At 64.4% G+C, this 12,718-nt stretch carries 9 protein-coding genes; 4 read left to right on the top strand and 5 right to left on the bottom strand.

Going from position 1 to position 12,718, the window contains the following annotated elements; genetic code table 11:
• Positions 1-33 precede the first annotated feature (33 nt).
• The gene (locus HIM68_RS01860; protein ID WP_172170237.1) at positions 34-3,021 is read right to left on the bottom strand and encodes a UPF0182 family protein; all 2,988 of its coding nucleotides are present in this window, start codon (positions 3,019-3,021) and stop codon (positions 34-36) included.
• A 32-nt stretch (positions 3,022-3,053) separates the two neighbouring features.
• On the bottom strand, positions 3,054-4,193 hold the full coding sequence (locus HIM68_RS01855) for a PDZ domain-containing protein (protein WP_172169152.1): 1,140 nt from the start codon (positions 4,191-4,193) through the stop codon (positions 3,054-3,056).
• A 171-nt stretch (positions 4,194-4,364) separates the two neighbouring features.
• Between HIM68_RS01855 and HIM68_RS01850 the strand changes: the two genes are divergently transcribed.
• Positions 4,365-5,801: a zinc-dependent metalloprotease gene (locus HIM68_RS01850; protein WP_172169149.1), complete on the top strand. Its 1,437-nt coding sequence runs from the start codon at positions 4,365-4,367 to the stop codon at positions 5,799-5,801.
• A complete protein-coding gene (locus HIM68_RS01845) occupies positions 5,802-6,356 on the top strand; it encodes an NUDIX hydrolase (protein WP_139907689.1) in 555 nt (184 codons plus the stop codon).
• On the opposite strand, the gene HIM68_RS01840 is transcribed toward HIM68_RS01845, so the two are convergent.
• Positions 6,340-6,891: a M48 family metallopeptidase gene (locus tag HIM68_RS01840; RefSeq protein WP_172169146.1), complete on the bottom strand. Its 552-nt coding sequence runs from the start codon at positions 6,889-6,891 to the stop codon at positions 6,340-6,342. The two genes, HIM68_RS01845 and HIM68_RS01840, sit on opposite strands and share 17 nt — an antisense overlap.
• A gap of 570 nt (positions 6,892-7,461) precedes the next feature.
• On the opposite strand from HIM68_RS01840, the gene HIM68_RS01835 reads away from it, so the two are divergent.
• On the top strand, positions 7,462-8,364 hold the full coding sequence (locus HIM68_RS01835) for a hypothetical protein (RefSeq protein WP_172169143.1): 903 nt from the start codon (positions 7,462-7,464) through the stop codon (positions 8,362-8,364).
• Here the strand turns inward: HIM68_RS01835 and HIM68_RS01830 are convergent.
• Together HIM68_RS01830 and nudC are read right to left on the bottom strand one after the other, a co-directional pair.
• Positions 8,341-10,380, bottom strand: a complete 2,040-nt coding sequence (locus HIM68_RS01830) for an ATP-dependent DNA helicase UvrD2 (protein ID WP_172169141.1) — start codon at positions 10,378-10,380, stop codon at positions 8,341-8,343. The two genes, HIM68_RS01835 and HIM68_RS01830, sit on opposite strands and share 24 nt — an antisense overlap.
• Complete coding sequence (gene nudC / locus HIM68_RS01825) at positions 10,377-11,354, bottom strand: NAD(+) diphosphatase (RefSeq protein WP_172169139.1); 978 nt, start codon at positions 11,352-11,354, stop codon at positions 10,377-10,379. The genes HIM68_RS01830 and nudC overlap by 4 nt, the downstream gene beginning before the upstream one ends.
• A 137-nt stretch (positions 11,355-11,491) precedes the next feature.
• Between nudC and HIM68_RS01820 the strand changes: the two genes are divergently transcribed.
• Positions 11,492-12,718, top strand: a complete 1,227-nt coding sequence (locus tag HIM68_RS01820; protein WP_258041941.1) for an aminoglycoside phosphotransferase — start codon at positions 11,492-11,494, stop codon at positions 12,716-12,718.

The raw sequence follows: 12,718 nt of genomic DNA, 5'->3' as shown, positions 1-12,718 counted from the left end.
GGCCTCTCAGCGCCGTACCGGTTCGCCTCCGACTCAGTTGCCCGAGTCGCCGCCTTCGTCAGCCGGCTCCGAGGCGGGAGCGGAGGATTCCCTGCCCGCCGCATCCTCGGCCAGCGACGGGTCAGCGGCGACGGCATCCTCAAGTGCCTTCTTCAAGCGATCCTGAGCCTTTCCGTACTCCGCGAAATCGCCGTCCTTCAGCGCGGCATCGGAGTCCTCCATGGCCTTCTTCGCCTCCTGCAGAGCATCGTTGAGAGCCTTGTCCGGCGAGCCGGACTTCGAATCCGCGTCCTCTCCGCCGGAGGTCGATCCCGACTCGCCGTCTCCGCTGTCCTCGGTTCCGGCATCGCCAGCCGAGGCTCCGGAGTCTCCGCCGAACACCTGGTCGAGCGCCTCGTCGAGGGTCGGAGCGAACCCGATGTCCTCACCGAACGCCACGAGCACGTGCTGCAGCAGCGGATAGGAGGTCTCACCGGCGGACCGGACATAGACCGGCTGGACGTAGAGCAGACCCCCGCCGATCGGCAGAGTCAGCAGGTTGCCGTTCTCGACTTCGGACTCACCCTGACGCAGCAGGTTCAGACTGCGCTGCACATCGGGCGCGGTGTTGAAGTTGTTCTGAGCCTGACCAGGTCCGGGCACAGTGGTGTTGCGCGGAAGCTGCAGCAGCCGCAGCTTGCCGTAGCCCTCGGCTGTCTCGCCCTTCTTACTGCCGGCATCGGCATCGGCAGAGAGGAACCCGGTGAGGTTGTTTCTCGACTGCCCCTCGGACGATCGAGCCGGGATATACGAGCTCGTCAGCGAGAACGACGGCGACTGCTGGCCCGGCATCTGCAGGGTCATGTAGAACGGCGGCTGCGTCAGTCCGCTGCTCGCCTTCGTCGTCGGATCGGTCGGCAGGGTCCAGAAGTCCTGACCGGAGTAGAACTCACTGGCGGAGGTGACATGGTACTTCGTGAGCAGGTCGCGCTGGACCTTGAACATGTCTTCCGGGTACCGGACGTGGCTCATCAGATCGCCGGACATCTCCGAGGACGACTTGATGAGTCCGGGGAACACCTTCATCCAGGTCTTCAGGACCGGATCGTCCTTGTCCCACTGGTACATGTCGACGGAACCGTCGTAGGCATCGACGGTGATCTTCACCGAGTTCCTGATGTAGTTGACCTCATCGTCCGGCAGAGTCGCCACCGAATTCGGAGCCGACGCCGTGGTCGAATCCTCGGTGGCCTGCTGGAGCGGCTGCGGTGTCGAGTACGGGTAGTCCTCGGCAGTGGTGTAGCCGTCGAGGATCCACTTGATCTTCCCGTCCACGACGGCCGGGTACGGATCTCCGTCGACCTTGAGGAAGGGTGCGAGCTTCTCCACACGCTCGCGCGGGTGACGATCGTAGAGGATCTGGGACTCTTCGTTCAGCGCGTCCGAGAGAAGGATCTGCTCGTCCTGGAACTTCAGGGCGTAGGCGAGGCGGTTGAACACATTGCCCACCGACGGTCCGCCGTCACCGGAGAAGGTGCTGTTGACCTGGCCGGAGCCGCTCTTCTCATCGGAGGGGTAGTCGAGCTCACGCGGAGTCGCGCCCTTCGGGGCGCCCACGATCGAGTAGTCCGGAGATGACTCTCCGAAGTACACACGCGGCTCGTAGTCGGGGAACTCGCCCTTCGGCGGAATATCCGACTCCATGAACAGCGGCTCGCCGTCCGGGTTGCGCTGGTTGCCGTTGGCTGCGACCACACCGAATCCGTGGGTGTAGACGATCGCCCGGTTGAACCAGCTCTGGTTGTTCACCGAACTCGGGGCGAGTTCGCGCACCGAGATGACGGTGTCGCGCATGTCTCCGTCGATGTTGTAGCGGTCGACGTCGAGCTTCTGCGGGAACGAGTAGTACGGTCGCACCTGCTGCAGCTGCCGGAAGGTGTCCGAGACGAGGTTCGGGTCCAGCAGACGGATCGACGCCGCGGTCTCGGCGTCCTTGCGCAGGTCGCCCTTCTTGCCAGTGGTGCTCGGCGAGTACGGAGTCACTTCGATGTCATCGAAGTCGAACGCATCGCGCGTGGCATCGATGTTGTGCTGGATGTAGTCAGATTCCTTGCTCTGCTGCGACGGATTGACCTGGAACTGCTGAAGCAGGGCCGGGTACGCGATGATCGAAACGCCGCCGAGCACGATAAGGGTGAGCGTGGCGATGATCGAGATCCGCCAGTTGCCCTTCCACGCGGTGTAGACGAACAGCAGTGCGACCAGGACGGCGGCGATGGCAACGATCGCCATGGCCGGCAGGGCGGCATGATCATCGACGTAGGTGACGCCGGGGACGATCCCGCCGGCAGCGGTCATCCGGTCGTAGCGGGAGAGCCACAGCCGACCGGCCTGAACGATGACGAGAACCGCCACGGTGATGCCCAGCTGCCACTGGGCAGCCTTCGTCAGGATGACGCCCTTCTGCTCCCCCGGACGGATTCCGCCGAAGAGGTAATGGGCGACGAGGGCGGCGATGAGCGCCAAGAGCAGCGCCATGCCAAGCTGGTTGCCGATGAGGCGCAGGCCAGGAAGGACGAAGACGAAGAACGACTTGTCGAGACCGAACTGAGGATCCTTCGAGCCGAAGGACGTCGAGTTGATCCATTCGAGGATCGTGTTCCAATGCGCCGAGGCGGTGATGCCGGCGAGGACACCCATGACCGCGGGAATCGCGATCGTCGCGACCCGACGCAGAGGCTCGATGGCCTCACGATAACGGTCGAGGTTCTCCTGTCGCGGGGTCGTCGGCGCGTAGACCGGACGATGGCGGTAGGCCAGATGAAGACTCAGCCAGACCGGGACGGCCATGAGGATGAATCCGCCGAGGAATGTCAGCCCGCGGGTGAGCCACATGGTTCGGAAGACGTTCGCCGCGTCGATCTGGCGGAACCACAGCACCTCGGTGTAGACCTGGGTGAAGGCGATGAAGGCGATCAGCAGGATCGCCACAGACACGAGGGTGAGCAGAAGCGGCGAACGTCTTGGCCGATTCGCCGGCATGCGTGCGGAGGTGGGTGAGGACGAGGTGCTCACTACTGCCCTTTCTCATTGTTGTCGGCACCATCGGCGGGACATTTCGGCAGGTCCGAAGTGTTGCCGGCGGCGTACTGCTCCACGGTGGTCTGCGCGTCATCGAGCGTGTCGATGCGCGCCACCGTGATCTTGGATTGGTCCGCGGCGGCCATGACCTCCGCGCAGTTGTCGGCGGGCGAGAGGAACAGCGTCGCTCCCTTCTCGGTGGCGGCGGCCACCTTCTGGCGAGCACCGCCGATCGGGCCGACCGTTCCGTCAGGGGTGATCTCTCCCGTGCCAGCCACATGCTTGCCGCCTGTCATCGCACCGGGAGTGAGTTCATCGATGATGGCCAGCGCGAACATCGTCCCGGCTGAGGGACCGCCGACGCCGTCGACGTTGAACTTCACGTCGACGGGGAACTCGAAGTCCTGCTTCATCGTGATGCCGATCGCCTTGCGGTCGTCGACCTTCGCGGGAGTCAGGAAGATCGTCTTCGATTTCCCGTCGCGTTCGATGCCGAGCTCGACGGAGTCCGTCCCCTGCACTGTCCTGCTCATGATCTGCGCGGCCTGGGGATCGGAATCGAGCTTCTTGCCGTTGACCGACATGAGTCGGTCTCCCTTGCGCAGCTTGCCCTGAGCCGGAGCATCGGCGACGACGTCATCGACCGACAGATGCACGGAGTACGACTTGTCCATCTGGCCCATGGCGGCGGCGATGGCGACATCCTGGCTCGAGGACATCTCGACCGCATTCGATTCGGTCACGTCCTCGCGAGTGGTGTCCAGCGGGTAGTACGCCTCCGTGGGGACGACGGTCTGTTCGCCGTTGATGAGTGCGCCGAGTGCCTGAGAGGCAAAGATGTCGCGACCGGGTCCGCCGCTGACGGCGACGGTGAGCATGTCGATGCGGCCTGCAGTCGGATAGGTCTTGGCTCCGGAGACGCTGATCATGGGGTCGCCCTGGTAGTCGCCGAGGGTGTTGAAAACCGGTCCCGGCAGCTGAAGCATGTACGGAACCGGCAGAAGCACGGCCAGCGCGATGAAGACGTAGGTGAGGACGCCCGAGGTCGTGGCCAGACGTGGAGTCCGTCGTCGTTTGGTGCCGCGTGTCGGTGCCGGTGACGCCGGCACGGCCCGAGGGGCGTTCTCTGTCATGTAATCCTTTCGCTGCACCGCCCCACCAGTCTAGTTGAAACCTCAGCGTCCGTTTCACAGACTCCTTTCGCCCGGTGCGAACATCCTGCGAAACCTCCCGGAATTGGGAAGCTTCGCACATTCGGAACCGTTAACGTTGATGTCAAACCGATTCTTGGGGGCTGTAGAACAATGACCGATGACAACAACAACGAACAGAATCCGTTCGAGCAGATCTTCGGAATGCTCTTCGGCGCCAATGGTCCCGGATCCGGTCAGGGAGATGACAAGAACAGTTCGGGCATGCCGCAGGGCTTCTCGATCGATCCGGCGATGATGTCCACGATCATGAATCAGATGCAGGGGCTCTTCGGGCAGGGTGCCGATCCGCAGGCCCAGGCAGTGTCGATCGCTCAGAAGGCGGTTCCGACTCCCGACCCCTCTGTATCCGAGGACGCTGAGCGGGCGACGACCGATGCGTTCCGTCTGGCCGAGCTCTGGCTCGCCGAGGCCACCGACTTCTCCGTCGCCAACCGCTCCGCCCGTCCGCTGCGCCGAGCCGACTGGGTCAAGGAGACGATGCCCGGTTGGCAGAAGTTCGTGCTGCCCATCAAGGAGAACATGTCCTCGGCCCTGACGGACACGCTCGAGTCCCAGGTCCCGGCCGAGATGAAGGGCATCCTCGCAGGCGCATCGTCGATGTTCGGATCGATGAGCGATTCGATGTTCGCCATGCAGATCGGACAGGCCGTCGGCGCGCTGTCCGAAAGCGTCCTCACCGGCACCGAGGTGGGACTCCCGCTGCTGCCCCACGACACTGCCGTGGTCATCGAGAAGAACGTCGAGACGTTCGCTTCCGAGATCGACGTCGACGTCTCCGAGGTCCGCATCTACCTCGCGGCTCAGGAGCTCGCCCACCTCGCTCTGTTCGAGCGCGCCCCGTGGCTGAGCGCCCAGGTCGAGACCGCTCTGACTCGTTATGCGCAGGGACTGAAGGTCGACACCTCGCAGATCGAGGACATGGCGTCGAACATCGATCCGTCGAACATCTCCGACCTCAGCGACAATATTCGCCAGGGACTGTTCAACCCGCCGACGACAGACGATCAGAGGAAGGCGCTGACGTCTTTGGAGAACCTCCTCGCCGTCATCGCCGGGTGGGTCGACGTCGTCGTCTATGAGGCGTGCAAGCATCTGCCAGGTCGCGATCAGATCCGCGAAGCGCTGCGCCGTCGGCGGGCAACCGCGGGACCGGCGGAGAAGACCTTCTCAACCCTTGTGGGTCTCGAGTTCAACCCCCGTCGCCTCCGCGATGCCGCCGCGCTCTTCGCGTATCTCGAGACGCAGGGCGGCGCCGAAGCCCGCGATCGCGTGTTCTCCCATCCGGATCTGCTGCCGACCACGCAGGATCTGGACGACCCGCTGGGCTATTCCGAGCGACGTCAGGCCGAATGGACCAACGAATCGAGCATCGATGAGGCCCTGTCCCGCATTCTCGCCGAGGGACTTGAGGGAGCCGGCGGCAGCGATGCGAAAACAGAGTCCGAAGAGACGGATCGCAACGACTCTGCGCCGACCGGTGACAGCAGCTCCGACGACGACAGCTCCGACGATCGCGACGATCGCTGAATGATCGATCTCGATACCGCCCGGCAGGAAGTCGAGCGCGGACCGCGGAACTCATTCTCCGCGTCCTTCGCGGAGCTCTTCGACCGGCAGGGTGCCGACGCCCTGCACCGCTCCGGCGGTGAGCACCACCTCACAGCCAGCTGTCTGGTCATCGATCCGGTCACCGAGGCGGTTCTACTCAACCACCACCGGAAGGCCGGGCTGTGGGGTCAGTTCGGAGGACACCTCGAATCTGTCGACACCTCGCTGCATGATGCCGCTCGCAGAGAGGCCGAAGAGGAAAGCGGTCTGCGCCCGCTCGCACGAGTCACTGCCGATCCCATCGACGTGCATGTGCATGACCTCTCGGCCGCGTTCGGGACCTGCACCCGACACTTCGACGTCGTCTTCGCAGCCCAGGCTTCGACTGACGATTCGCCGAATGTGTCGGAGGAGTCCTTCGACGTCGCCTGGTTCACTCTGGACCGACTGCCCGCTGACCTCATGCCCGACCTGCCGGACCGGCTGCCGGGCCTCTTCCGCTCCGCTGTGTCAGCGCTCAGCTCCCACGCCTGAAACGCTCCCCATCGCTGAATCCTTCGAGATAGATCTTTGCGTCGGTCTGCCGCGGATGGCGATCGGCCAATGCATGGAATTCCTTCGAGTGGGGACCGATCTGGAGATGGACGAGTTCATGGACGACGACCGTCTCCAGCACCCAGCGCGGCACGGCCTGCAGGCGATGGGAGACGCGGATGTCACCCGTCGACGTCGTCGTTGACGCCCATCTGCTGACATTCTGATTCGTCACCCAGCGGATCGACGTCGGTCGCAGCCTGCCGCCGAAGAAACGACGGCTCATCTCCTCAGCCAGCTCGGCGAGGTCGGCATCCGACGAGTGATCACGGGCGGAGAGGCGATTGAACAGATCCGTCAGCGAACGGATGTTGCGCTCCACGCTGTAGCGCTCAGGAGTGCGCAGCACGTAGGTCTCGACCTCCTTCGAGACGGCGACGGTCTTCTTCCGCCGTGCCGATCGACGCACTTCGATCTCACCCCGGGCGATCGCCCGCAGCACCTCTTCTTCACTCCACCGCTGTGCTCTGTTCACCGGACCATCATAGGAAACCGCACTGACACGGTGACAGTGCCACCGGCACCGTGGCGGCGTCTCTGCAGCGGTTCTGAAGACGAACAGCCTTCGGAGTTTGTGAGTTTCCTGAGTCTGCCGAAAAGTTGAGGTCGAATCCCCCGTCCACAGCCGCCTCCGAGAACGCAGTCCCCGCAGAACGGGAGCTGATCCGACCCGGGAGCGTGTTTATCAACAGTCATATCGACACTCAAGGCGCCTTTCCTCCACAGACTCCACGGCGATTCCCACAGGTTTTCCACAGGCTGTTGACGTGTCTGTGCATGACGGTGCATTGACGCGGAGGCTTTTGCGGAATAAGTTCTATGCTTGACCCCGGAAAACCCGAGGATGCGTGCGGAAGGGGAAGCCGCACGAGTCCTCGCGAGCGCCTGGGGCACTATGCGGCTGAGGGCATGCCGGGATGCGTTTCCCGGCCTGTCCTCAGCCGTTTTTCCACAGGGTTGTCCACAATTTCTCTCCCACCGTGGCCATTCCGGCTCTCGTTCACTACTGTGGAAGTCTCCAGGATGGCGAGGCGGAGGGGCCGAGATGTTCAGAATCTTTCCGAGTGTTCCCATCACATGGCGTTCGTCCTCGTGCATCCAGTTCGGCGCAGATGATCCTGTGCTCATCGATGGGCTGCTGCTCGGTGACGCCAGTCTCATCGAAGATCTCCGTCTCGGGATCGGCTCGGCTCAGTTCTATTCACGCGCTCAGGAACTCGGGGTCGACCTCAGCAGGGCGAGCTCCCTCATCACCCTCCTCGGGGAGGCAGGTGTCCTCATCCCGGCCGACGCGGACGGCGGCGCCGTGCCGAAGGGGTCCCCGGTCTTCGCCGCGGCGCGCATATTCAATCTGTCGCCGGATCGGGTGTCCCAGGTCCTCGGGTCCCGGCCTGTGCTTGTCACGGGTCCATTGCGCTCCCATGTCGAAGGGCAGCTGGCGGCTCTCGGATTCGCCGTCGCCGCGGCTCGCCGTGTCGAGGAGCTCGATCTCATGGCTTCACCGGTGGTGGTCACGAGTTCTCACCTGGTTCCGGATCTCAATTCCGCCATGTGGCTCAGTGATCGCGAAGTCGACCACTGTCAGGTCGTCCTCGGTGAGCAGTCTGTGGAGATCACGGGACTCATCCGGCCCGGTTCGACACCGTGCTCTGTGTGTTCCTGCCTGCACCGGAAGGACAGCGATGCCGGTTGGCTCGATCAGCATCCGCGTCTGCGTGCCCTGCCGGAGCGTGAGAGCCTCAGCGATCCCGCCGCACGCATCCTCGGTTCGGCGCATGTTGTTCAGATGCTTCGTCAGGCGCTGCTGCGCCCCGAAACAGCACCGATCCGACGCGTGGTCACCTTGGATGCCGGCGAGGTCACGGATAGTGGAATGACCTTCCACGATCGCTGCCAGTGTCGCACGCCGGTCCCGGATTTCGGGTCAGTCGCCGAGCAGACCCAGTAGGTGAGTTCCGTAGAGTTCGAGCTTCGTCGCACCGATGCCGGGGACCCGCGCAAGTTCGTCGAGGGTGCGGGGACGGACCTCCGCGATGACTGACAGCGAGGTGTCCGTGAGAACGAGGTACGGCGGCAGTCCCTGCTCCATTCCGATGCGCACCCGCCAGCGTCGCAGACGGTCCAGCAGCTCGAGATCGATGTCGGCAGGACAGTCCGCACATCGTCCGAGTGCACGGTCGAGGTGCGAGACCAATGCCCTCCCGCAGCCGCGGCAGCGGTTGAGCGCCGCAGAGTTCGACGCTGTGCGGCCATCTCCCATCGTCGGTCCCGACTGCCCGAGTTCGGCGAGGAAGCGTGATGACCTCCGCGGTCTCTGTTTGGAGTCGAACCGGGCCAGCGACCAGCTCATCCGCAGGTCTGTGCCTGCACGCGTCAGCGCCACGTAGAACAGGCGACGTTCCTCAGCGATGGCTCGAGGCGTCTGGGCATAGCTGATGGGCAGCAGACCTTCGCTGAGACCCACCAGGTGCACACTGTCCCATTCCAGGCCCTTCGCCGCGTGGAAGGAAGCCAGAGTGACGCCTTCGATGTCCGGGGCGAACTGGTGCTCGGCACGATCCGACAGGTCGCTGAGGAAGACCTCCATCGGCACAGGGAGTTCCTGACCGTGCTGATGCTCCTCGGCGAGGTCGACGAGGGCTTTGAGCGATTCCCAACGCTGTCTGCCGGCTCCGGCGGCCGGCGGCTCTCGGGTGAATCCGAGAGAGCCGAGAACCTCTGTCACGGCTTCGGTCAGACGCTGTCCGCTCGAGGTCGCGCGTGCGGCCTTGAGCATGAGAACGGCCTCCTTGACCTCTTTGCGCGCGAAGAAGCGCTCTCCGCCGCGCAGCACATAGGGAATCCCGGCTGCGGCCAGAGCCTGTTCGTAGGAGGGACTCTGTCCGTTCGTGCGGAAGAGGACTGCGATGTTGCGCGGACGACGTCCGGCCTGGATCTCTGCCGAGATAGCCTGGACGACCCCGGTGGCCTCGGCCTCGTCGGTCGGATACTCCACCATGCGCGGCTGGCGGCCCATCGGGTTGTCGGTCCGCAAGGTCAGCGCGGTCCGAGAGGTGTGTCGCAGCAGATTGTTCGCGGTGGACACGATGGCCTGGGACGACCGGTAGTTGCGCACCAGGCGGATCGTTCTGGCCTCGGGCATCGACGTGCTGAGCGAACCGAGCAGGCTCGCATCGGCTCCCGCGAAGGTATAGATGGTCTGAGCGGGATCGCCGACGACGCAGAGATTGTCACGGGGGCCCAGCCACCGGGAGAGAACATCGTATTGGAGCGGCGAGACGTCTTGGAACTCGTCGACGACGAAGTGCCTGTACTGTTCGCGGATCTCGGCTGCGATCGCCGGATACTCGGCCAGAACTCCCGAGAGCACGAGGAGCACATCATCGAAATCGAGCAGCCGTCCCCGTGTCTTCGCCTCCCCGTAGGCTTCGAAGATCCGCACCATATCGTCGACGCTCAGCTGACCAGGGAGGTCCCGGGCCGCTGCCTTCGTCGCATAGTCGTCGACGCCGAGCAGGGACGAGGCCGCGAACTCGATCTCCGACGCGACGTCTCTGGTCAGTTCCCGACTGGTCTCCAACCCGAGGCTCTGCATGACCGAGCCGATGATGCCCGCCTTGTTCTCGATGATCCGCGGAAAGTCTCCTTCGGCGAACCGGTCCCAGAAGAACCGCAGCTGACGCAGCGCTGCGGAGTGGAACGTACGGGCTTGGACCGCGGGGACTCCGAGTCCGCGCAGGCGTGAGCGCATCTCCCCCGCCGCCTTGGCGGTGAATGTCAGCGCGAGGACATGGTTGGCAGGGAACACATCCGACGCAACTCCAAAGGCGATCCGGTGCGTCATGGCGCGGGTCTTACCGGTGCCGGCACCCGCGAGGACGATCACCGGTGAGTCGAAATGGGTGGCGACGGCGCGCTGTTCCTCGTCCAAGGCCTCGAGCAGGGCCGTGGCCGAAGCATTCATGCGTTGTCCAACCAGCTGTACAGGAGCTGACCGGCAATGGAGATCGTCGATGGAGCGCGCACCTCGCCGTTCGCAATGGCAGCGCGCAGCTCCGCCCGGGTGAACCAGCGCAGCGAGGCGATCTCAGCCTCGTCGGCGGCGAAGTCTCGGCTGGGAGCGACGGCCGAGAAGCCGAGCATGAGCGAACAGGGAAACGGCCACGGCTGAGAGCCCAGATACCGAGGTTCGGTGACTTCGAGATGAGCTTCTTCCCAGATCTCGCGGATCACCGCGTGTTCGAGTGTCTCACCCGGTTCGACGAATCCGGCCAGGAGCGAATACCGGTCGGATTCCCAGGCGGCGTTGTTGCCCAACAGGACACGTTCGACCCCGTCCTCATCGGTGTTGACGATGACGACGATGACTGCCGGATCGGTGCGGGGAAAGTGTTCGCTTCCAGTCACCGGATCGCGGCGGACCCATCCGCCCATGATCGGAGTGGTCGGTGCGCCGGTGCGCGGGGAGAACAGGTGTGCACGATGCCAGTTTCCCAAACCGACGATCTCGCAGGCCAGGGATACCTGCACATCGTCAAGGGCTTCGGCGAGATTACGCAGGGTCAGCCAGACGGGTTCGGAACTGTCGATCCCCTCTCCCGGAGCGGTCAGCAGATCGGTGGCGTCCCGGGCGCGAGAGGCGTCCAATCGGGAATCGACGTGGCTGCGACCGTCGTCGTCCAAGGACACTCCGATATATCGGGTGCCCTGTGGGTCTCGGCCGAGGTAGACCTCCGTCTGGCCCTCCGGCACAGCTTCGCGGTCGGTCAGGAAGAGCCCGCCGCCGGCGACGAGCAGCGATCCGCGATGTTCGAGGACGGCGAGGGCCCCTGAGGCCCAGATCTCGCTGAGGTCTCCGTCGTGGCCCCGAGTCAGATGGTCCCGATCGATTCCGTGTCGGGCGAGGCTGATCGGCTGCACTGGAGGCAATGGCTTCATGCCCTCCACGATATCTCAGCGTCCTGACACTCAGACCGTGGCCGTGAATGCCTGACCGGACCCGAATGTCCCCTCGGCAGACACGCTCGACGGCGAGTCCCGTGTCTCAGTCGAACCCAGACGGTAGATTGGGGAAGGTGGATACCAAGGCGCTCAAGTTGACTGCGATCGCGGCGACGATGCTCGACGGCTTCGTCCCGACGACATGGACACCCCTGCCGCCGCTGGATGCCGGAGTCAGAGTCCTGCTCGGCGATGACGATCAGCAGCTCGTCGCAACGGCTCAGACCCAGCTCGATCGGACCGCGGACATCGGCTCAGCAGCCGAGGCGGGACGAATCTACGAGTCCATGTATCCACACGCTGACTTCGTATGGCCGCGCCTGCGGGCCATCACCGAGGTGGACGCCGACTACTTCGACACGTCGTCCCCGACGACTGTGACACTGGCCGATCCGCTGCCGGGTGCGCCGCTGGGCGATGTGCCCATCTCCGACACTGCGCGGGCCAGTTCGCTGGCCCAGGCTCTGGCGACTCTGCATTCGGCTGCGCCCGAGCCCGTCGCCGATGCCGGTTTCCCGGTGGAGGATCCCTCTCGATCACAGTTCCTCATCCTTGAGCGCCTCGACCAGGCGGCGAGCACCGGACGAGTCCCGTCGTCTCTGCTGCAGCATTGGGAGGAGGAATTCGAGAAGGTGGCGCTCTGGCATTTCCTTGCCACGCCCATCCACGGTTCTCTCGATGAGACGAGCGTCTATACCGATCAGGAGCGAGTGCTCGCACTCGCCGAGATCGGTCGTCTGCGCGTCGCCGATCCGGCCATCGATCTGGCGGCGGCCTCCGCGCTGATCGATCCTGCCGCCCTGCCGACCTTCTACGAGGAGTACCGCAATTCCCGGCCCCGCGCCGACGAGCATGTCATTGCCCGCGCCGAGCTGTTGGCCGAATTCGCAGTGCTCGACTGGCTGCTCGAGGCGGTCGACTCCGGGGATGAGACCGCCGTCGAGGATGCCGCCGGGCTCCTCAGCTCGTTCAATGAGGTCCTGTTCGGTTCCTCCGCCGATGCAGCCGCCTCCGCTGAGGAACCGACTTCTGAGTCCGCGACCGAACCTGCAGACGGTGGAGACACTCGCGGAGCGGCCCCGAATTCCTCTGCCCCGGCAGCGGCCGATGCTCCCGACGTGGAAGCCGCGATCACGGAGACCGCAGCCCCCGATGTGTTCATTCCCGGAGCTCAGCCTCCGTCGGCGCCCTCGGAAGACGATTCGGAGTTCGACTCCGAGCCGGGATCGCAGGTGCGGACCGAGCCGACTCGGGACGCCGACGAAACTGATGACGGGGAAGAGACCGGCCGGATCCGCTGA

Origin of the sequence: Brevibacterium sp. CT2-23B, assembly GCF_013168765.1 — a bacterium.
Taxonomy (GTDB): domain Bacteria; phylum Actinomycetota; class Actinomycetes; order Actinomycetales; family Brevibacteriaceae; genus Brevibacterium; species Brevibacterium sediminis.
Note: the sequence above shows the minus strand (reverse complement) of the source record. Positions and strands in the feature narration are given on the sequence as shown.